This window comes from Rothia sp. 88186D007BW (assembly GCF_053544215.1).
Map to the genome: position 1 here is coordinate 89,842 of NZ_JBPPTR010000009.1, position 20,464 is coordinate 110,305.

The 20,464-nt window shown below is 57.4% G+C and carries 21 protein-coding genes, 1 tRNA gene and 1 riboswitch; of the genes, 13 read left to right on the top strand and 9 right to left on the bottom strand.

The window, feature by feature from the left end; genetic code table 11:
• The 3 genes from ACEE09_RS06660 to ACEE09_RS06670 all read left to right on the top strand — a co-directional run bounded on the left by ACEE09_RS06660 (position 1) and on the right by ACEE09_RS06670 (position 3,897).
• Positions 1-489, top strand: coding sequence for a hypothetical protein (locus ACEE09_RS06660; protein ID WP_449083204.1), 489 nt, complete (start codon positions 1-3; stop codon positions 487-489).
• Between the two features lie 172 nt (positions 490-661).
• Entirely contained in the window at positions 662-1,762 is a 1,101-nt protein-coding gene (locus ACEE09_RS06665; protein ID WP_449083205.1) for a lipid II:glycine glycyltransferase FemX, read from the top strand.
• Positions 1,763-1,842: 80 nt separating this feature from the next.
• Positions 1,843-3,897 carry a threonine/serine exporter family protein gene (locus ACEE09_RS06670; RefSeq protein ID WP_449083207.1) on the top strand — a complete coding sequence of 685 codons (2,055 nt, stop codon included), beginning with the start codon at positions 1,843-1,845 and terminating at the stop codon, positions 3,895-3,897.
• Here ACEE09_RS06670 and ACEE09_RS06675 read toward each other — a convergent pair.
• Positions 3,894-4,574 carry a uracil-DNA glycosylase gene (locus tag ACEE09_RS06675; RefSeq protein WP_449083208.1) on the bottom strand — a complete coding sequence of 227 codons (681 nt, stop codon included), beginning with the start codon at positions 4,572-4,574 and terminating at the stop codon, positions 3,894-3,896. The genes ACEE09_RS06670 and ACEE09_RS06675 overlap by 4 nt on opposite strands.
• A gap of 62 nt (positions 4,575-4,636) precedes the next feature.
• Here ACEE09_RS06675 and ACEE09_RS06680 point away from each other — a divergent pair, with 62 nt between their 5' ends.
• The 5 genes from ACEE09_RS06680 to ACEE09_RS06700 all read left to right on the top strand — a co-directional run bounded on the left by ACEE09_RS06680 (position 4,637) and on the right by ACEE09_RS06700 (position 10,206).
• Positions 4,637-4,879, top strand: coding sequence for a DUF3263 domain-containing protein (locus ACEE09_RS06680; RefSeq protein ID WP_449083210.1), 243 nt, complete (start codon positions 4,637-4,639; stop codon positions 4,877-4,879).
• A 104-nt stretch (positions 4,880-4,983) separates the two neighbouring features.
• Positions 4,984-5,778 carry a LytR C-terminal domain-containing protein gene (locus ACEE09_RS06685; protein WP_449083212.1) on the top strand — a complete coding sequence of 265 codons (795 nt, stop codon included), beginning with the start codon at positions 4,984-4,986 and terminating at the stop codon, positions 5,776-5,778.
• 334 nt (positions 5,779-6,112) lie between these two features.
• Complete coding sequence (gene groL / locus ACEE09_RS06690) at positions 6,113-7,738, top strand: chaperonin GroEL (RefSeq protein WP_449083214.1); 1,626 nt, start codon at positions 6,113-6,115, stop codon at positions 7,736-7,738.
• A gap of 149 nt (positions 7,739-7,887) precedes the next feature.
• On the top strand, positions 7,888-9,024 hold the full coding sequence (gene rlmC / locus ACEE09_RS06695; RefSeq protein WP_449083215.1) for a 23S rRNA (uracil(747)-C(5))-methyltransferase RlmC: 1,137 nt from the start codon (positions 7,888-7,890) through the stop codon (positions 9,022-9,024).
• Between the two features lie 93 nt (positions 9,025-9,117).
• Positions 9,118-10,206, top strand: coding sequence for an isochorismate synthase (locus tag ACEE09_RS06700; protein WP_449083217.1), 1,089 nt, complete (start codon positions 9,118-9,120; stop codon positions 10,204-10,206).
• 45 nt (positions 10,207-10,251) lie between these two features.
• Here the strand turns inward: ACEE09_RS06700 and ACEE09_RS06705 are convergent, their stop codons facing one another.
• Entirely contained in the window at positions 10,252-11,052 is an 801-nt protein-coding gene (locus ACEE09_RS06705; RefSeq protein ID WP_449083219.1) for a 4'-phosphopantetheinyl transferase family protein, read from the bottom strand.
• An 87-nt stretch (positions 11,053-11,139) separates the two neighbouring features.
• Here ACEE09_RS06705 and ACEE09_RS06710 point away from each other — a divergent pair, with 87 nt between their 5' ends.
• Positions 11,140-12,060 (top strand): RNase H family protein, encoded by a 921-nt coding sequence (locus ACEE09_RS06710; RefSeq protein ID WP_449083221.1) that lies wholly within the window; start codon positions 11,140-11,142, stop codon positions 12,058-12,060.
• On the opposite strand, the gene ACEE09_RS06715 is transcribed toward ACEE09_RS06710, so the two are convergent.
• The 4 genes from ACEE09_RS06715 to ACEE09_RS06730 form a co-directional block, all read right to left on the bottom strand.
• Entirely contained in the window at positions 12,057-12,347 is a 291-nt protein-coding gene (locus tag ACEE09_RS06715; protein WP_449083223.1) for a WXG100 family type VII secretion target, read from the bottom strand. The genes ACEE09_RS06710 and ACEE09_RS06715 overlap by 4 nt on opposite strands.
• 269 nt (positions 12,348-12,616) lie before the next feature.
• Positions 12,617-14,032, bottom strand: coding sequence for an ATP-binding protein (locus ACEE09_RS06720; RefSeq protein ID WP_449083251.1), 1,416 nt, complete (start codon positions 14,030-14,032; stop codon positions 12,617-12,619).
• A gap of 85 nt (positions 14,033-14,117) precedes the next feature.
• Positions 14,118-14,828 (bottom strand): response regulator transcription factor, encoded by a 711-nt coding sequence (locus tag ACEE09_RS06725; protein WP_449083225.1) that lies wholly within the window; start codon positions 14,826-14,828, stop codon positions 14,118-14,120.
• Positions 14,829-14,953: 125 nt separating this feature from the next.
• Positions 14,954-15,199 carry a hypothetical protein gene (locus tag ACEE09_RS06730; protein ID WP_449083226.1) on the bottom strand — a complete coding sequence of 82 codons (246 nt, stop codon included), beginning with the start codon at positions 15,197-15,199 and terminating at the stop codon, positions 14,954-14,956.
• A 108-nt stretch (positions 15,200-15,307) separates the two neighbouring features.
• On the opposite strand from ACEE09_RS06730, the gene ACEE09_RS06735 reads away from it, so the two are divergent.
• On the top strand, positions 15,308-15,826 hold the full coding sequence (locus ACEE09_RS06735; RefSeq protein ID WP_449083228.1) for a DUF3027 domain-containing protein: 519 nt from the start codon (positions 15,308-15,310) through the stop codon (positions 15,824-15,826).
• Positions 15,827-15,979: 153 nt separating this feature from the next.
• Here the strand turns inward: ACEE09_RS06735 and serC are convergent, their stop codons facing one another.
• Positions 15,980-17,074, bottom strand: coding sequence for a phosphoserine transaminase (gene serC / locus ACEE09_RS06740; RefSeq protein ID WP_449083252.1), 1,095 nt, complete (start codon positions 17,072-17,074; stop codon positions 15,980-15,982).
• A 354-nt stretch (positions 17,075-17,428) separates the two neighbouring features.
• On the opposite strand from serC, the gene ACEE09_RS06745 reads away from it, so the two are divergent.
• From ACEE09_RS06745 to ACEE09_RS06755, 3 genes are all read left to right on the top strand, one after another.
• Positions 17,429-18,121, top strand: coding sequence for an iron dependent repressor, metal binding and dimerization domain protein (locus ACEE09_RS06745; protein ID WP_449083230.1), 693 nt, complete (start codon positions 17,429-17,431; stop codon positions 18,119-18,121).
• A gap of 422 nt (positions 18,122-18,543) precedes the next feature.
• Positions 18,544-18,689, top strand: a riboswitch (cyclic di-AMP (ydaO/yuaA leader).
• A 5-nt stretch (positions 18,690-18,694) separates the two neighbouring features.
• Positions 18,695-19,327, top strand: a complete 633-nt coding sequence (locus tag ACEE09_RS06750) for a C40 family peptidase (protein ID WP_449083232.1) — start codon at positions 18,695-18,697, stop codon at positions 19,325-19,327.
• 231 nt (positions 19,328-19,558) lie between these two features.
• A complete protein-coding gene (locus ACEE09_RS06755; protein ID WP_449083233.1) occupies positions 19,559-19,816 on the top strand; it encodes a hypothetical protein in 258 nt (85 codons plus the stop codon).
• Positions 19,817-19,869: 53 nt separating this feature from the next.
• Here the strand turns inward: ACEE09_RS06755 and ACEE09_RS06760 are convergent.
• Positions 19,870-19,942, bottom strand: a tRNA-Arg gene (locus ACEE09_RS06760).
• A 98-nt stretch (positions 19,943-20,040) separates the two neighbouring features.
• Positions 20,041-20,403 carry a hypothetical protein gene (locus ACEE09_RS06765; RefSeq protein ID WP_449083235.1) on the bottom strand — a complete coding sequence of 121 codons (363 nt, stop codon included), beginning with the start codon at positions 20,401-20,403 and terminating at the stop codon, positions 20,041-20,043.
• Between the last annotated feature and the right edge of the window lie 61 nt (positions 20,404-20,464).

Consider the following 20,464-nt stretch of genomic DNA (forward strand, 5'->3'; position numbering starts at 1 on the left):
ATGAAACAGACTGTGTTTATTGATACGTCCATTCTTTGTAACTTGCTGATGGTTCCGGGCAAAGACCAAGATAGGCAAGAAGTAGCGGAAGATTTTAAAGCCCTGCAGAAGAAGGCTGGCTGTCATTTTATTCTTCCGGTAACAGCCGTTATCGAAACGGGAAATCACATAGCCCAACTGTCGGATGGAAGGCAGCGCCGAACACTTGCAGAGAAGTTTCAAGGATGGTTGAAACTTTCTTCCCTCTCGCTGCCTCCCTATATTTTGCATAATTTTGAATGGAATGCAGATTTCATCAACAAGTTCTTGGAGGGGGCGGGGAGCGGAATCTCCTATATTGACCATGCCCAAAGTGGGGTAGGAGCCGGCGATGTCTGGATTTTGACAGAAATTGAAAGTTACCGGGCACGAGTCGGGAAACAGGCAGATATTAGGTTATGGACTCTAGATACTGGACTAGGGGCTCATTGTATCGGCCCTGATTTTTAGTCCCTATATACTTGGGGTTCTACGACATATAATTCTTTGTCGATGTAGACCACAGCAAAAGACAGCCCATCTCACGCTGTTAAAGGATGCACACCTTGCCCCACAATCGATAGACTTGGAAGCTGAAACCTTTCCCGCGCCCCACCGCGCATTGAAAAGAAAAAGAGGGACCTTGCGACAGTTCACAGCCCGCTTCGCTACCGACGCCGAAATCGCATCCTGGGATGAGCACGTCATCGCCAGCCCCGGCGGCGGCAACCTGCTGCAGTCAGCGTCCTTTGCCTCCGTGAAGGCCAAGCACGGCTGGAAGCCTCTCTACCTGGTCTATGAAGGCACCACCGAGATTAACGGTGAAGAAGCACCCTTTGCCAGCTACAACCTGGTACTCGAAAAGTCTGTGCCTGCCCTGGGTAAAATCTGGTACATGATTAAGGGCCCTGGGGTGAACTCTGTTGAAGAAATCCCCGCAATTCTTGAGGCCAATAAGAACTTCATCAAGCGTGAAAAGCTGGGTGTTTTTGCGGTCAAGATTGAGCCTGACATCATCGCAGATGACTCCACCAACGCTTTTATGGCCAAGACCGGGCTAGTGAAGAGCTGGAACATTCAGCCCAACGACTCTACCGCTATTCTTGATACCGACAAGAGCGAAGACGATGTGCTCAAGTCCCTCTCATCGCGCGGACGCAACGCCGTGCGCCGCTCCCTGCGCGAGGGCTGCGAAGTGGAGCGGGTGCCCCTGACTGAAGAGAACATGAAGAAGATGTATGCTCTGATGGACACCGTGGGCCAGGGTAATGCCAACGTACGCTTGCGCTCCTACGACTACTACCGCGACTTCTGGGCCACCTTCGAAGAGGCCGGCCAGGGCCGCCTCTACTTCACCTACGAGGACGGCGAGCCATCCGTAGGCGCGTACGTGATTCGCTACGGCCAGAAGGGCACCTATAAGGACGGCGGCTCCAAGCCCCGCCGTAAACAGTACGGTGACTCTCACCAGGTTCAGTGGACTGCCCTGACCGACCTGATGAAGGAATTTGAGATTAAGAGCTACGACTTCTGCGGCACCCCGCCTAAGAGCGAGCTCAAGAACAAGGACCACCACCACTACGGTTTGGGCCTTTTCAAGACCTCCTTCACCAAGGACGTCATCGACTATGTGGGTGTCTGGGATCAGGTGCTTTCACCGGTCAAGTACAAGGCCTGGAACCAGGCTGTTGAGAAGATTATGCGCCAGCTCTGGGTGCGTAAGACCGGCCAGCCTTTCTACTAAACAGACCCCGGTTCACACTAGGTACAGCGGTTGTTGTGCCTGAACATCTTTCACCGTAAGAGGCGGAAGGAGTAACACCTTTGACCCCTAGCAAGACCCCCTTGCAGCAGAAGGCTTACCCTTCCGCCTCTGCTTTTGATCTGGCCCCTGCTGAGGAAGATACTGGCGCAGGGGCTTTTGGGCAAACCACCCTCCTGCCGCGTGTGGCACCGGGCGAGCACCCAACGAGCGGGCAGGGTAAGGGAGCGACCCAGGCCCCTGCCCAGGGTACGGACGCCGGTGGGCAGGGTGCGGGTGCCAGCGAGCCAGGCGCAGACTCTGGTGGGCAGGCCGCGGACGCCAGTGGGCAGGCCGCCCCCTCCTCTTCGACGGCACCGGGTTGTTGGGGGCCCTTGCCGGTGGTCTCCTTAGCCGAGGTGCGGGACCCACAGCTCCGTGACCGCCTAGCCCACCTGGGCCAGGGAGAAATGGGCCAGGGAAAATCAGGCCAGGGTGCGAGCGCCTTTGACCCCCCTAGGGTCGATGAGCCAACCGGCCTGCAACAGGCCTCTTACCCCTCTACCTCTGGCCCGCACACTGTGGCTATTCCGGCTGCCCCGCGCCGTCCGGCTTCTAAACGTCCTTCGCGGGTGCGTTCTTCTTTGAAGTCTTTTGTGAGCACGGATCAGTCGCTAACTAAGCCTATGCGTGGTGTCGCCCGCCTGGCTCAGCGTCCTTTCAATATTGCTGGTGCTCACCGGGCTGAGTATGTGCGTGAGAAGGAGGCTGCCCGTGAGGTGCTTAATTTTTCTTTGCGGCTGGCTGAGACTATGTTTCATTATGGGGCCGATACTGTTGATGTGGATTCGGCTATTGTGGCAGTGTGTGCGGCCTATGGGTTGGATGATGTTGAAATTGATATCACTAACCAGTCGGTCATTATTAACTATGTTTCAGATATTGATGAGGTTGATGATCGTACCCGTGCCGTCAATCTGAGTGTGGTGGGGGAGTCTTCTGCGGGTAAGGAGCGGTTTAGCCATACGGTCATGCGTGTGGTGCGGTCGTGGTCAGCGAATTACGCGGCTCTTGACGATATTTATCAGCTCATTAATGACATTACTGCTGGCGGGTTGCCGCGTCATCGGGCTGAGCGTCGCCTGCATACGATTAATACTGCTAAGAAGCCTTATTCGCCTATGGTGATTATGCTGGCTAATATTGTGGCGGCTTTTTCACTGGTTTTAGCTGTGGGTGGGTCGCTTGCTGCGGGGGCTGTGGGCGGTATCGTTTTCTTGGTGATTCACTTTGTGAATAGTCTTATTTCTAAGTTGAAGATGCCTGGTTTCTTTAATCTGGCGGCGGGCGCTGGTGTGGTGACCTTCGCAGCTATCTATATATCGGATGAGGCCTCTCTTTTTTCTCAGGTGGGCTTTCATGTTTCCGCGCCTCATATTGTGACTGCTGGGCTTATTATGCTCTTGCCGACTGCCCGGCTGGTATCAGCGGTGCAGGACGCCCTTAACGGCTTTCCGCTCACTGCGGCGGGTAAGTTTGTGTCTACCGGTATGTCTTTCTTGGGGATTGTGGTGGGCTTGGCTTCGGCGGTTGCGGCTCTGTCGGTGCTGGGGGTGAGTGAGCTTGATATTAATGAGACCCGGTTTGTGGGTGCCAGCCTGGGGGCAAGTTATGTTTTCTTCATGCTGGCGTCTTTGGCTTTTGCGGTTACTACCCATGCCCGCTGGCCTACCCTCTTGTGGATTTTGTTGATCGCTACCTGCGGTTTTTGGGTGTATCAGGGGTATACGTTCATTTTTGGTAGCGGTGCTGGGCGGGCTAATACGGCTTTTGCGGCTTTGGTGATTGGTCTGATGAGTACTTTTTTGGCTTACCGTTTGCATGCTCCGGCGTCTATTTTCTATGTGCCTGCCTTGACCTTTTTGCTCCCTGGTTTGTCGGTGTTCCGTGGTCTTTATCTTTTTACGGTGGAGGCTAATTCAGATGCTGGTGTGCCGGGTATGGTGGCGGCTATTGCCATTATTCTTTCCATGGCTTCGGGTGTGGTGCTAGGTAGCTATCTGATGCAGTACCTCATTCAGCGGTATCTTAGCCCGGCTCTTGAGGGTAGTGAACAGCAGGAGAAGCGGGACCGCTAGTGGGGTAGGGCCCAGTCCACAGGTTGCGCCCCTTGCTGTATGAGAAGCTCATTGACCTGGCTGAAGGGCCGGGAGCCGAAGAAGCCTCGTGAGGCTGAGAGCGGTGAGGGGTGGGGCGACTCAACGCAGGGGTAGCCGCCCAGTAGGGGCTTGCATTTGCGGGCGTCCGCTCCCCACAGCAGGCCTACCAGGGGCGTGCCCCGCTGTGCTAGTGCCTCGATAGCGGCGGTTGTGATGTGCTCCCAGCCCAGGTTGCGGTGGGACCCTGCTTGGCCTGCCCCGACGGTGAGCACCCGGTTCATGAGCATGACCCCTTGGGCGCTCCAGGCGGTGAGGTCCCCATGGGGTGGGGGTACTATCCCGGTGTCGGCTTGGAGTTCCTTGTAGATATTTTGTAGGGAGCGGGGCAACGGGCGCACCTCGGGGTGGACTGAAAAGCTAAGCCCCATGGCATGGCCTGGGGTGGGGTAGGGGTCCTGGCCAATCACTAGTACCTTGACTTCGCTCATGGGGTAGGTGAAGGCTCGGAAGATATCGTGGCCTGGGGGTAGGGTGGGGCGTCCTGCCTCGTGTTCTGCCCTGAGGAAGTTGCCCATGACCCGGATTTGGGGTTCGACGGGGGCTAGAGCTTGGGCCCAGTCAGGGGACATAATTTCATGCAGGGGACGGGCAGACACGGCACTCCTTGGGCGGGGTAAGGTATTCTCCCTACTAAGACTAGACCACCGAGAGGGAGCAGATGAGCAGCGAGAGCAGTGAACCTGATGAAGGCCTGAGTGAGAGCGAAGCGGCTATTCTCGCGCTGGAGAAAAAACGCTTCAAATACCAGGGTAGTAAAGAGCAGGAAATTACCCGCGCCCTGGGGCTTACCCCGGTGGCTTACTATCAGCAGCTCAACGCCCTGATTGATAACCCGCGTGTTATTGCCGCTGAACCGGCGCTGACCCGTCGGTTGCGGCTCAAGCGCGATGCCCTAACCTGATCAGGCCTAGGGGCGCCTTCCCCTGTAAGCCCGTGTACCGCCCTGTAAGCCCGTGTACCCTAGTAACTAGAAGCCCGCCACCGCCCATGATGATGAGGACGCCTGTGAACCGCTACCCCCGCGATGAGTTCGACGATATTGACGAGAGCACTGCCCGCCGCGGCGCCTACCGTGGTGCCGTAGTCGATACGGCAACCTCTCGCGCTGGGCTACTGGCCATCATTATCAGCGGTGTGCTGGCCCTTATGGTGGGTGGCCTCATGTATGTGGTCTCACCGCGCACTGCTGCCCCTGACGCTGCAACAAGCCCAGATACCGCTGCCCCAGCCCCTGCCGCCGCTGAGGTAAGCCCTAGCCCAGAGCCTACCCCCACCACTGACCCTTCCAGTGTGAAGGTTGAAGTGTATAACTCTAGTGCTCCCTCTGGTTCTGCCGCCCAGGCTGCCGCAGTCCTTGAAGAAGAAGGCTATAGCGTAGTCTCTACCGCTAACTGGGCTGGGGCTTATGCTGCTGAGTCCATGGTGTACTTCGCCACGGGAGCCTCATCAGAAGCCAATGAGATAGCCGATACCCTGGGCCTGCTCACCATCGCCCAGGACTACCAGGCAGAGACCGGCCTGATCTACCTTGTGCTTGGGGCCGACTTTGACCCCGCTAGCCTGGGCGGGGTATCCTCTTCACCTTCAGACGCTACCAGTGTTCCTGCTAGCGATTCCATCAGTGCTCCTGCCAGTGCTCCTGCTAGTGGAGGCCTCGGGGCAGGGGAACTAGCCACTAACCCCGCCCTGCCCACTACTACCGAGCGTTACAGCTATGACCCGGCCACCGCCACCTTCTACCTGGACCCGACCGGTGACTACATCTACGAGACAGCTACAGGCACCTACCAGCTGGGCTAGAATTCAGCTGGGCCAGAACTCAACTGGGCTAGGACTCAATACAGTTCCGCCTGCCCGACTTGTGCGCTGTGGGCGATTAAGGCTCACTTGAAGGAACAATAGGTTTGCGCCCCTACCGCTCAAGTGCCAAGATTGGTATTAGCACTCAGAGGCTTCGACTGCTAAATCATGTGCTAGGTTTAGCGGCCGAACCGCTCTTGAGTAAAACACCTGAAGCGATGCTCTGGTGAGGCCCACCCCACCTGCCCCATGGCAGCACACCGGGGTGTGCCGTCCGTCGCGGGCACCGAAGAATCGCGCTCAACCCGAATGTTCCAGAAGGAGCGAAAGCCATATGGCAAAGCTGATTGCTTTTGATGAAGAGGCACGCCGCGGTCTAGAAAAGGGTCTGAACACCCTAGCAGACGCAGTGAAGGTAACCCTCGGCCCCCGTGGTCGCAACGTCGTACTGGAGAAGGCCTGGGGCGCACCCACCATCACCAACGACGGTGTCTCCATCGCCAAGGAAATTGAACTCGAAGACCCCTACGAAAAGATTGGTGCAGAACTGGTCAAAGAGGTCGCCAAGAAGACTGACGACATCGCCGGTGACGGTACCACCACCGCAACCGTCCTCGCCCAGGCCCTCGTGCGCGAAGGCCTACGCAACGTCGCCGCTGGTGCTGACCCCCTCTCCCTCAAGCGCGGTATCGAAAAGGCTGTAGAAGCTGTCACCGCCGAGCTGCTGGAGTCAGCTAAGGAAGTTGAAACCGAAGAAGAAATCGCCGCTACCGCATCTATCTCAGCAGGCGACCCCGAAATCGGTAAGCTCATCGCCCAGGCCATGGAAAAGGTTGGCAAGGAAGGCGTCATCACCGTCGAAGAGTCCAACACCTTCGGCCTGACCCTGGAACTGACCGAGGGTATGCGCTTTGATAAGGGCTTCCTCTCAGGCTACTTCGTCACCGACGCAGACCGCCAAGAAGCTGTCCTCGAAGACCCCTACATCCTGATCGTTAGCTCCAAGATCTCTAACGTCAAGGATCTTGTACCCGTCCTTGAGAAGGTCATGCAGTCCGGCAAGCCCCTGCTGATCGTCGCTGAAGACGTTGAGGGTGAAGCCCTGGCCCTGCTGGTGCTCAACAAGATGCGCGGCTCCATCAAGTCTGTAGCTGTCAAGGCTCCTGGCTTCGGCGACCGCCGCAAGGCCCAGCTAGCTGACATTGCCATCCTCACCGGTGGCCAGGTCATCACCGAAGAAGTAGGCCTCTCCCTAGACACCGCAACCATCGACCTGCTCGGCCAGGCCCGCAAGGTTGTTGTCACCAAGGACGAAACCACCATCATCGAAGGCGCCGGCGACGCTGACGCCATCGAAGGCCGCGTAGCCCAGATCCGCGGCGAAATCGCCAACTCAGACTCTGACTACGACCGCGAGAAGCTGCAGGAGCGCCTGGCCAAGCTAGCTGGCGGTGTTGCAGTGCTCAAGGCTGGTGCCGCTACCGAGGTTGAACTCAAGGAACGCAAGCACCGCATCGAGGACGCCGTGCGCAACGCAAAGGCAGCCGTTGAAGAGGGCATCGTCCCCGGCGGTGGCGTCGCCCTGATCCAGGCTGGCGTTAAGGCCTTCGAGAAGCTGGAACTCTCTGGCGACGAAGCAACCGGTGCTAACATCGTCCGCGTCGCTATCGACGCCCCCCTCAAGCAGATCGCTTTCAACGCTGGCATGGAGCCTGGCGTCGTTGTCGATAAGGTCCGCAACCTGCCTGCAGGTACCGGCCTGAACGCTGCTACCGGCGAGTACGAAGACCTCATGGCCGCAGGTATTAACGACCCCGTCAAGGTAACCCGCTCTGCCCTGCAGAACGCTGCCTCCATCGCCGGTCTCTTCCTGACCACCGAGGCCGTCGTTGCTGATAAGCCCGAACCTGCAGCAGCAGCCCCCGCCCCCGACATGGGTGGCATGGGCGGCATGATGTAACCACCCCTACTCCAGGGCTTGAAACCTTTTGAGCCCCTGAAGTATTTGCCTCAACCGGCACCTGCACCAGCAGGTGCCGGTTCCGCGTTTTAACAGACCAGGCACCCCTCCTATGCGCCTACCCCTGCGGGCTGTAAAATAGTGAAGCTATGCGTTGCCACTACTTCGAGGCCGGCCTCTGCCGCTCATGCTCCCTGATTGAAACCCCCTACCCCCACCAGTTAGCGGGCAAGCAGAAGGACGCCCAGACCCTGCTCGAACCCTGGGGCACCCTGCACTGGCTCGACCCTGTACCCAGCGCTGACCAAGCCTTCCGCAACAAGGCCAAACTGGTGGTCGGTAGCACCTCCCAGCACCCTACTCTCGGTATTCTCGACCGGCAGGGCCAGGGCATAGACCTGACCAACTGCCAGCTCTACCTACCTGCCATAAGCCGGGCGATTCCCGTCCTGACCCAGCTCATCCAAGGGGCTAACCTCACCCCCTATAAGGTTCCGCAGCGCAAGGGTGAACTGAAAAATATTCTTGTCACAGCCTCGGATTCCGGTGAGCTCATGATCCGGTTTGTTCTGCGCTCTAAAAAGCTGATTGTTGCCCTCAAACAGCACCTGGACTGGCTGCACCAGCAACTACCCCAGCTAGCTGTGGTGAGCGTGAACCTGCTGCGAGAACACGTGGCACTGGTAGAGGGAGAAGAAGAAATCATTCTCACCGAGCGCACCACCTTGCCCATGCAGGTCAATGGCATGACCTTGCACCTGCGCCCCCAGAGCTTCTTTCAAACCAATACCCCTATTGCCGCTGCCCTCTACCGCCGGGCACAGACCTGGGTGAGCCAGGCCGCACCGGCTAGCCTCTGGGATCTTTACTGCGGGGTAGGGGGCTTTGCCCTGCACGCTGCCGCAGTCATGCCCCAAGGTGCCACCGTCACCGGTATCGAAATTAGTGCTGAGGCTATTGCCTCTGCCCAGCGCACCGTTGCAGAACAGGGCTTACAAGGGCTTACCTTTATCGCCCAGGACGCCCCTGACTACGCTATAAGCAGTGGCCAGGTACCTGAGATGCTCATTGTTAACCCGCCCCGGCGGGGGCTAGGGCCAGACCTTGCCCACTGGGTCGAGAAGAGCGGAATTGAGCAGGTGATTTACTCTAGCTGTAACCTGCGCTCCCTGGTCAAAGACCTTGAGAAGATGCCCTCGATGAAGCCCTTGCAGGGGCAGGTGATGGACATGTTCCCCTACAGCAGCCACTACGAGACGATTATGCTCCTAGAGCGGCAGCAGTAAAAGACCCCTGTACGTTTAGGCTTCTTATAGCCGGTGGAGTAGGGTAAAAGGGGCCCTGCCCCCACTGCTCAACTGTTTGTGAAAGAAAGTAAAATGTCCCATTTGTCTGCTTTGCCTTCGCCTTTTATGCTGGCCGAAGGCACTACCGTAGTGCGGGCCGAAGGTGCCTTGACTCCGGTAGACGAGGCGGACGCCCTGAGCCTAGCCCAGCGCCGTAACTCAGCGGTGGTGGGGCTCATCCCCTTTGACCCGCACGCCCCTGCCCAACTTGCTGTACCTGAGCGTTGGGTGGCAGAAGAAACCCCCCTGCCGGTGCTCAAGTCAGTAGAACAGCCTGCCCCTTCCCACCTGGTGGGACTCGACAATGAGGGTTACCGGGCTTCTGTGGCCCAGGCGGTGGAGCTTCTGAACCGGGGCCAGCTCGATAAGGTCGTCTTGGCCCGTCTGCTGCAGATAAGCTACGACCAGGAGCTTAACCTACCCCACCTTTTTGATACTCTGCGGGTCCAGCAAGAGCGGGCCACAGTTTTTAGTGCCCAGCTACCTAACGGCAACTACCTCATGGGTGCTTCTCCTGAGCTGGTACTACACACCAAGGGCACCTCTTTGAGGACGGTTCCTCTCGCTGGTTCTGCTGCCCGAACTGCCACCCCAGGCAGCACCGATGACGCCCACGTTGGTGAGGCTCTTCTGCGGTCGGCTAAAGACAGGGCAGAACACGCCACAGTGGTCAGTGACATCCGCCAGCGGCTAGGAGCCCTGACCGTGCAACTGCATGTGCCCCCTGTTCCTTCCCTACTGGCTACACCTCAACTCTGGCACTTGAGCACACCGGTGACCGGGCAACTACTGCCAGGTGTTTCTTCCCTCCAGGCAGCCAGGGCAATTCACCCTACCCCCGCCATCTGCGGCACACCCACAGATTTGGCGCGAAACCTGATTGAAGAGTGTGAACCTTTTGACCGCGGCTTCTTTGGCGGGCTAGTAGGGTATATGGACGCCTGCGGGCAGGGCAGCTGGTACCTGGTCTTACGCTGTGCCCAAGTAGCCCCCCACACGGCCACTCTCTTCGCTGGTGCCGGTATCGTCAAGGATTCCACTCCGGCCGGTGAACACGCTGAGACTGCTACAAAGCTAGGGACTTTCGCCCGCGCTCTTGGCCTTGATGTGGGCTCTTTATAGCTTGAGGTTCCTAGTCGTTTGAGGTTGCCTGCAGTTCTGGGCTGTTTATACTGCCAGCACCCGCCGCACCATAAAAGGTGCTGTGACCCGGTGGCTAATAAGAACATGAGGCTGGTCGCTGGCCACAGCCAAGAGGTGGGTGCCCTCAAAAACCTGCCAGGTCACCCAATAGGTGCGGGGCTCCCTTTCACCGGGTAGCTGGGCTGAGGCCATAGCGGTAAGCCCGTGAGCCTGAGCTAAATCGCTGGGCAACGGAGGCAAAGAAAGCATGACCTTACGAGGCTCCAAAGCCAACCCGTAGCCGGTAGCTTTCAGCACCGCCTCCTTAGCACACCAGAAAAGGTGCCTAGCTAGTGCCGCCTCTAGGTCGGGTAAGGACGCCACCACCCGCTTTTCGTAATCGGCTAGAGCAATAGAGTCAAAGCTGTCGTAGTAGCTGCCGCGTACGGTCATCACATCTACTCCCAGGCTGAGCCCAGTAGGGCCAGTGACTCCCACCGCTAACCCTAGAGCCCGGGCCATATTGAGATTGACCCCCTCAATGCGGGGCTTACCGTGCAACTGCCCGCTCTCACACAGGGAACAGGTGCGATCAACCTCAATCTCTGCCGCTAAGTTCGCCTTCACATCCAGCAAGGCCGCTGCCATACACCGCATTAAGGTGTGTTGGGCTGCAAAGGCCAGGGCCTCGTCCGGGTTCTTAAACTCCGCTGCCCTCACCTGCTCTTCTAAACCAACATGGGCCAGCCAGCTCACCCCATGACCTGAGCGGAGTGTCTCTGCGGGCATGCAGAAAAGAGTGAGCTGGGCGCTCGCTGAGACATCGGGTGTTGAAGGGTGAACCATGATGACCATTCTAGCGGTGATGGTCCAGGTGAGAGGGCGCGTAGAATGAAATGCGCCTGCACCCTAACAGTTTAAGGTTTGAGGACTATGACAGAAAAAATCGTTGCTGCCGCTGACGGCTCTGCCCTGGGCAACCCTGGGCCTGCTGGCTGGGCCTGGTATATCGACGAGGATAACTGGGCTGCTGGTGGCTGGGAGCACGGCACGAATAATATGGGTGAGCTCAAAGCCGTGCTTGACCTTTTCGAAGCAACCGCAGACCGAGCAGATCAGCATCTGCATGTTATTTGCGATAGCCAGTACACCATCAACTCCATCACCAAATGGATGCCGGGGTGGAAGAAAAAGGGCTGGAAGAAAAGCGATGGTAAACCTGTGCTCAACGTCGATTTGATGCAGGCCCTTGACCGGGCTACTCAGGGCCGGAGCTATTCTTTTGAGTGGGTGAAAGGGCACACCGGCCACCCCCTTAACGAGGCTGCTGATGAACGGGCCAACCGGGCTGCCCAGGCCTATCGTGATGGTACTCCGGTAGAGACAGGCCCTGGTTTGAAGGGCACAGGGCAAGAGGCTGTTGAGAAGAGTGTTGAGAGCCCTGCTGAGAGCACTAGCTTTGTTGAGAACACTAGCCTTGTTGAGAGAACTAGCACCGTTGAGAGCCTGGTGGACCCTGTGTCTGAGGCGCTGGCCTGCGAAAGGCAGATGCTTAAACCTTCTATATACGGGTCAGAAAAACTGGTGGGGGCACTCTTGCACCCTGAGGTGAGCTGGGTGGTGCCGACCGGGCAGATTATTGATAGGACAACCGTCCTGGCCTACCGGGAGAGGGCCTGCGCAACGACAGATGAACCTGAACTGGTCTCTTCCCTTGCCTTAGGGCAAGATTCTGCCCTTCTGGTCTCAAAGGTTCCCACCGCACGCGGTCGGGTGGTTCGGTCGAGCACCTGGGTGCTCACCGGCGGTAGCTGGAAGCTCCGCTACCGCCAGGACACCGCGCTTAGAGACTAGCCGACAAACATGGCAGCGTTAGCCATTTCGGTTTCGGAGTAGTTCACACCGGCGCGTGAGAGCGCCTCGTTAATCTGGGCAATTGACTCTTCTACCTGGCGCTGGGTGGCCCGCCAGTTAGTGAGCACACCCTGAAAGTTAGCGGACGCCGCGCCGGTCCAGGAGCCCTGAAGGTCCTGGAGTGAGACGGTGAGGGCATTGACGTCTGAGACGATGGTGTCTACCTGGGCGCGGGCCTGGGCTGACTTGCTGGCAATGAGGTCTGCATCGACATTGAACTGGGCCATGAGGCTCTCCTTGTGAATTTGGGAAATAAGAGGGTGTTTCAGGGATTCCCTGATGGGTGCCTGATGTCTCTGAGCCTACGGGGTGCTTGTAGCTGGGGGAAGAAAAAGAGAAGCTGTGGAAAACCCCGCCTGCGCAGTTAGGCTGCTAGGGCGGGGTTTCCCTATCAAAGGGGAGGAGGGCGGGGTGCACCTATGACGCTTTCATGACGCTTTCTCACTACTATCCACAGGGTGCGTGAACCGGGGTGAATCTGGCCCTAAAGCCTTATCTAGGCTTGTTCCTCTGCCGTCAGTCGAGGTGGCCCAGTGTGGTCACTGTACTGGGGGATGCGGATGGTAAAGGTTGCCCCGCCCCCTTCGGTTTCTTCAACCCGCACGGTGCCATCATGCTGGCCCACAATAGCTGCCACAATAGCCAGCCCCAGGCCGGTACCGCCTGTCTCACGGGTGCGGGAGGTATCTGCCCGGTAGAAGCGCTCAAAGACGCGTTCGGCGTCCTCACCGTGAATTCCGGGGCCGTGATCTCGTACCTGTAGCACCGAGGTCCAGGTGCCATCAATACCGGGGACTGAGCCGACCGCAATCTCAATGGGAGAACCAGCCGGGGTGTAACGCAGGGCATTGGTCATCAGGTTAGCAATCACCTGGCGTAGACGCTGCTCATCACCCCAGACCAGGGCGGTAAGGGCCTGGGCGCCCTCTAACCCCACTACCTCGATGGTGCGATCGGGGGCTGAGGCGAAGGCGTCATTAGCTGCGTCCGTAGCTAGCTTGAGCAAATCTACCCGGGCATTTTCAGCTACCCGGCGCTCATCGAGACGGGCCAGGGTCAAGAGGTCTTCTACCAGCTGACCCATGCGCTTAGATTCTGACTCGATACGATCCATGGCCAGGGCTACGGCCTCCTCGTTGGGTAGGCCCCCCATTCGGTAGAGCTCAGAGTAGCCGCGAATAGAGACCAGGGGGGTGCGTAGCTCATGTGAGGCATCGCCAACAAAGCGCCGCATCTTGACCTCTGAGCGTTTTTGAGCGTCGAAGGCCTCTTCAATGTGCGAGAGCATGGTGTTGAGCGAGGTGGTCAGGTGACCTATCTCGTTATAGGGGCTGTAGTTTTCGATGCGCTGGGAGAGGTCTCCTGCGGCAATCTGGGCGGCGGTCTGCTCCACCCTGGCAAGAGGTTCAAAAGCTCTGGTGACGATCACCCATGTCAGGGCAATAGAAGCCAGCAGGGTGGCTAAACCAAAGAGCATGGTGAGACCACCCACGATAGCTACCGTCTGGTTGATTTGGGTCAGGGGCGCTGCAATGACCAGGGTCTGGCTGGTATTCTCTACAGGGAAGGCGATAAGACGCCATTCGGTGTGCCCACTGGCTGAGTGAACTGTTATTGCCGTCTTGTTATAGCGTTTAACGTTCTCAGCAGTTAGCCCTGAGATAACCGGGGAGGAGGACTCGTCAGCCAAGGTCGCCACCGGCCTCACAATATTTCCTGCGCTATCTAAAAGATATGCTTCATAGGGTATGAAGGTCCCCTGGGTCTGGGAGAGCTGCTGGTCAGCGTAGACAGCAGTGACTAGGTAGCTATAGCTGGCGGTAATCTCATCATCGAGTTGGTCCTTCATCTTGCCTTGGATCGCTGAAATAGCGACTAGAGACATCACCGAGATAGCCAGAGCTAGCAGCATGGAGGTTAAAAGCACCAGCTGGGTTCGCAAGGAGAGCGAACCCAGCCGGTGCACAGAGAGACGAGAGCGCAAACTCGTGACCCCTTTAGTTTTTGTGGGCGGTACGCAGCAGATACCCCACACCGCGCTTGGTGTGAATCAGCGGGGGCAGGTTCTGATCGTTATCAATCTTGCGGCGTAGGTAAGAGATGTAGGACTCCACGATGGAGGCGTCGCCGTTGAAGTCGTATTCCCACACATGATCTAGAATCTGGGCTTTAGAGAGCACCCGGTTGGGGTTGAGCATCAGGTAGCGCAGGAGCTTGAACTCGGTGGGGGAAAGGTCGATTTCACGGTCGCCGCGGAAGACCTCGTGGGCATCGTCATCGAGCACTAAGTCGTCTACGCGCAGGCGTGAATCTTCTTCGATGTGGGGCTGGGTTCGGCGCAGAACAGCACGGATACGGGCTACTACCTCATCCAGGCTGAAGGGCTTGGTGACGTAGTCATCGCCGCCTACGGTCAGACCGGTGACCTTGTCTTCGGTGTCGTCCTTTGCAGTGAGGAAAAGGACGGGGAAGAGTCGGCCGGAGCTGCGGAGCTTGCGGGTGACGGTAAAGCCGTCCATATCGGGCAGCATCACATCAAGTACGGCTAAGTCGGGTGACTCAGTTTCAGCCTTTTCAAGGGCCTCACGGCCGTTAGCTGCGGTGACAACCTCAAAGCCCGCAAAACGCAGGGAGGTTGCGAGGAGCTCTAGAATGTTAGGTTCGTCGTCGACGACCAGCAGTTTTGCTTCAGGTTCTTTGGTATTCACGTTTTAATTGTGCTCCCGCTACCTGTGCACTAGCTGGGTGCAACTGTATGTTCAGCTGAATTTATATCAGGTGTGTTGGGAAAACACAGTAAATACGCCATCAGCTAAAGGCCGGTGGCCTGGGTTTAGCTGGCTCGGCGGCGAAGCACAGTAAAAAATAAGGCTCCCGCCAGTGCTAGAAAAGCCAGGGGCACAGCAATTAAGGGGGTGACACTCAAAAAGTGGGGTGCTTGCCCAGTGGCCCATTTGAGCAGGAGCATGGTAACGCCGCAGATGGTTCCTACCAGCATCAGGATGGCGGCGCTCACTCCCAGCGCCCGAATAGCCCCGCCGTAGGGTAGCTCTAGAATTTCGGTGTGTTCAGAAGACATGCTTCTACGCTACCAAGGCTAGCGCTAAAGGCACCTGAAGAAGCGCCCTTATTACGCCAATGGGGAGCGCGGCGACCATAGGCCCCGCAGACCTGCTTTAATAGGGGTATGACTGAAGAGGTAAAAGACGAGCTAACGGCCCCCGGCGCTTGGAGCGCAGAAAGCTGCGAACAGCCCGGTCTTGAGGCCACCGCCACCGAGCAGGCTGAGGAGCCTGTGCCCCGGCTCACCCTGGGCCAGCCTACTCGCCGCCGCCGTACTAGCAAGGTTGATCCTGTTCTTGCTGAGGCGCGAGAGGTTGCTCTTGCCGGCCTAGCTGATATTGCCCCTGAACATTCCATTGGTTCCCTCCATCATCTGCGGGGTGAGGAAGAGCGTCTGACCACTCACCTCTTTGAGTGCACCCTGCCGGGCTACCGTGGCTGGTTCTGGTTTGCTACCCTCTCGCGTGCTCCCCGCTCAAAGGTGGCCACCGTCTGCGAAATTGGTCTGCTCCCTGGGGACGATGCCCTGCTTGCACCTGCCTGGGTGCCCTGGGCAGAGCGTGTGCTTCCTGAGGACCACGAAGACACTGACTACGAGGGCGCTGACTTTAGCCCGCAAGAGGGTGAACCTGCCGAGGACTAGTGGCATGCTGCCGCTGGTGCAGTAACTTATGTCGTTGAGCCCCATTGGGGGTAAGAAAAAGGACGCCGCTTCACCTCTTCTCTGCCGCGGGGCAGGGGAGTGGTGGGGCGGCGTCCTTAGTCTTTACTGAGGTCCTTAGCCTTTACCGGGGGACTACTTGAGCTTTTCGACGACGTAGTCGATGCAGCCTAGCAGGGCTGAGATGTCCTCAGGGTCAATGGCGGTAAAGGTGGCGATACGTAGCTGGTTGCGCCCTAGCTTGCGGTAGGGTTCGGTATCTACGATGCCGTTAGCGCGCAGGGCCTTAGCAATAGCAGAGGCGTCGATGCTCTCATCAAAATCGATGGTGGCAATGACGTTAGAACGCTCAGCCGGGTTAGCGACGAAGGGGGTGGCGTACTCTGAGGTCTCAGCCCAGGTGTAGATGCGCCCTGCTGAATCAGCGGTGCGTGCTGCTGCAAAAGACAGGCCGCCCTGCTCGTTCATCCACTTGAGCTGCTCGTTGAGCATGATCATGGTAGCCAGCGCCGGGGTGTTGTAGGTCTGGTTGAGACGAGAGTTGTTAATAGCGGTCACCAGGTTCAAAGAATCGGGGATCCAACGGTCAGAGGCACCAAGGCGCTCGGCACGCTCAATAGCAGCAGGTGACCAGAGGCCCAGCCACAGGCCACCGTCAGAAGCAAAGTTCTTCTGGGGTGAGAAGTAGTAGACGTCAGATTCAGCCACGTTAACATCTAGGCCACCGGCGGCGCTGGTGGCGTCAATGAGAACTAGGGCGTCCTCTGAGATACCTGCGGGGCGAGTGACCGGGGCAAAAACACCGGTTGAGGTTTCGTTGTGGGGCCAGGCGTAAACATCTACGCCTTCTTCTGCACGTGCCTCGGGGCGGGTGCCAGCCTCAGAAGAGATGATGGTGGACTCAGCCAGGAAGGGGGCAGCCTTGGTGGCAGAAGCAAACTTAGAGCCAAATTCACCAAAGGTTAGGTGCTGGGCCTTGTTCTCTACCAGACCGAAAGTTGCGGCGTCCCAGAAAGCGGTGGCGCCACCGTTGCCCAGAACTACCTCGTAGCCATCGGGGGCAGAATAGAAAGTGCGTAGACCCTCGCGGATCTCACCTACCAGGTTTTTGACCGGTGCCTGACGGTGAGAGGTGCCCATCAAAGTAGTTGCGGCGGCAGAAACTGCGGCAACCTGCTCGGGGCGTACCTTAGAAGGGCCTGCGCCGAAGCGGCCATCGGCAGGTAGCATCTCGGCGGGAATCACGGGAAAGTTGGTCACTGAATAACTCCTAGACATGAGCAGGAGGTCAACCGGGGCGGCTATGCGTTGATGTGAGGGAAATAAGGTGCCGCTGGCGTCCTGCTCTTTCTATTGTGCAACCTGAGCCTGCCAGTGGGGCTGACCAAACCCCGCAACCGCCAAAAAATGGGGCATAAATTTGAAAAAGTGAGGTGGAACAAGTCAAATGTAGGTGGGAACACACCAGTGAGCGAAGGCAGAATCAAAGGGGCTATGCCGGGTGCGAACGCATACAATTAAGGGCAACACTGCTGCACCTATAGCCCATTATCGCGGGGCAGGCCCAAGGAGATTCGAGAAGGCATGACTGACCTCATTGATACCACTGAAATGTATCTACGCACCGTGCTGGAACTTGAGGAAGAGAATATTGTTCCCATGCGAGCTCGCATCGCAGAACGTCTTGAACATTCGGGGCCAACTGTTTCTCAGACTGTAGCGCGGATGGAGCGGCATGGTCTGCTGACTGTGGCTAGCGATCGTTCTTTGCAGCTGACGGACGAAGGCCGCCAGAAAGCGGTGGAAGTAATGCGTAAACATCGCCTGGCTGAGCGTCTTTTAGCTGATGTTATCGGTCTTGATTTGGAGTATATCCATGAGGAGGCTTGCCGCTGGGAGCATGTGATGAGTGAGCGGGTGGAGCGCCGACTGCTGGAACTGCTGAACGAACCTAAGTTCTCCCCCTATGGGAATGCTATTCCGGGCTTGGAAGAGTTGGGGGCTGAGAGTCAAGAGAATGATGGGCGCACGGTTACTATGTCTATTGCGGGCCGTGACTCCTCTGAAGATGACCGCTTTACAGTCTCTCGTCTGCCTGAATTTATTCAAACGGATGTGCAGTTGTTGAGGCTTTTGGCGGATGCGGGAATTGTCTATGGGGCAACGGTATCAATTGTGGGGAACAGGGACGGTTCGGTGCTGGTTCATGCTGATGGTGAGGACGAATCGCTCACCTTAAGCGCCGAGGTCGCCGAGTCAATCATCGTCAAAAGATAACATTTCGGTAACAAATAAGGGGGTTCGCCTGTTGGTGGACCCTTTTTTGTTGCTAAATCGTGATGTTTTGGGAAGGGCTTGCAGAGCGAAAGGTCCTTAAGTGGTGGGCTTCTCAGTTAAAGGGAGATTGATGAAACCTTGGTGGTAAAGAAGGGCGAAAACCTTCTTGCAAGACGGCAAAGAGTCTCTATTTTGCCTAGTCAAAGACCTGTTTGAAGGGGAATCTTGCCCTTGCTGGGTGCGTCCTGACTATCCCACAAAACAATCACCCTACTTTCTAGTTTGGGGCTCTTGTGGTGAAATCGTGACCAAAACGTGACAAACCAAGAGAGCCTGTGTAATGTTCTGTTCCGTGCTCGTCACTGGTCGGATTAGCACCCTGCGAACAGAACCGCCTAGTTCTGCCACTGTTCACAGGAAACAAACACAATAGAATCACGGCAGAAGCGGGGGACCCACCTTACCGGGCTCTCCACCGAGAGCCCTAGGGGTAAAGTCGCAAACACTGCGACCGAGCGAACTTCATGCTCGAACCCGACAGCTCACCTCGTTCGGCAATGGAGGAAAACACTCATGGCTAAGTCAAACGTCACCCGCACCGCAGGTATCGTCGCAGCATCAGGCGCCATGCTCGCCGCAACCGTTGCACCTGCAAACGCATTCGCAGTGGCTGAAGTATCAGCACCCGCCAACGCAGCACCCGCTCTGGCAGCGTACTCTTACACCACCTGGGGCACCGAAGTTGCCACCACCATCGAAACCACTGTCGTTGAAAACACCGCAGTTGAAGCCCCCGCAGCTGTCACTCCCCAGGCAACCATCACCGCTGAAGTTCCCGCCAACGTTAACCTCTCAAACGCCCGTGAAGCCGTACTGGCAGGCGCCTACGACGGCATCGGCGGCGCCTACATCTGGGGCGGCAAGGCCTACAAGGGCTGGGACTGCTCTGGCTTCGTCTCCTACGTCTACGCACAGGCTGGCATCAACCTGACTCCCTACACCTACGCCATGGCAGCAGAGCTGACCCCCACCTCAAACCCCCAGCCCGGTGACATCGTCTTCACCAACGGCTACGCACACGTAGGCATCTACGTCGGCAACGGCCAGATGATCTCAGCTCTCAACCCCTCACAGGGCACCCAGCTGACCTCTGTTGACGGTGGCGGCTTCATGCCCGTCGACGGCTTCTACACCGTAGGCTTCTAAAACTTCTCACACGGCCCAAGGCAACCAAACCCCGCCCCCAGCCGGTGACACTCACCAGCAGCTGGTCAGATCCTGCTGAAGAGTGAAAACTACAATTCCTACCACACACAACACGGTATGGAACCCCTGTGAACACTACGTTTACATATGCGCACCAGACGACCAGCTGGGGCGCATTTTTTATGCCCTCCCTTCGCCTCCCCAGCCCAGGGCACCGTTAGGATTGAAACTATGTCGCAGAAGTTAAGCAGCCCCCACATCCAAAAACCCACCAGCTCCTCAGACCAAGAATTCACCTACATGGCCATTGGCATGGTCGCCGGGGCCGTACCCGGCATCATCCTTGGCCTCATCATCTCCCTCTTCTTAGGCCACGCCGCCATGTGGGTATCCATCACCGGCGGTATCGGCATCGTCCTTGGCCTCATCATCTCCCACCTGGCCTACCGCGCCAAAGAAAAATCACACCCCACCCCACCCCACCAATAAAAAGAGAGAGTATGCCTGCGCTTAGCGCATAATGGCATACTCCCTCTTTTTTGTGCCCCCGAGACGATTCGAACGTCCGACACCCGCTTTAGGAGAGCGGTGCTCTATCCCCTGAGCTACGAGGGCGCAATCCCACTAGTCTACACTATGAAATATTCGATTCAACCCACTACGATGACACCCCACTCTGCCCCGGCAACTCACCACGGCTAAAAGCACTCACCTTACCTCTCACCAGCCGTAAGGCCAGATAGCCTAGCTGCACCAAACACAGAATAAAAAGCAGCCAGCGGGCCGTCATCAAGAAAGAAGCCAGCCCAGTAGCCCCCCAAAGGATCAGCTAAAGCCAGATCAAGAGCAAACCCACCAGCAATAAAAACCAGGGCATAGGCCACCGGCAGAGTCAGCATCAGCCTGCCCACCAGCAGCTCAAACCGTGCAGCACGCACCATGTTCCACCAGGTAAAAGCAAAAATTAGAGGCAAAATCAGGCCCGTTGAACGGTGAAACACCTGGTAAGCCTGCAAACCCTCCACACCCAGGCCTGCTGCCACAGACTGCAGATGCTGGGCATCAAAACTCAGCATGAGTTCCGGGGCGCGGACGTCCGCCCCCTGCTAGAGGTGGACTGGGCAGGGGAGTGCGCCT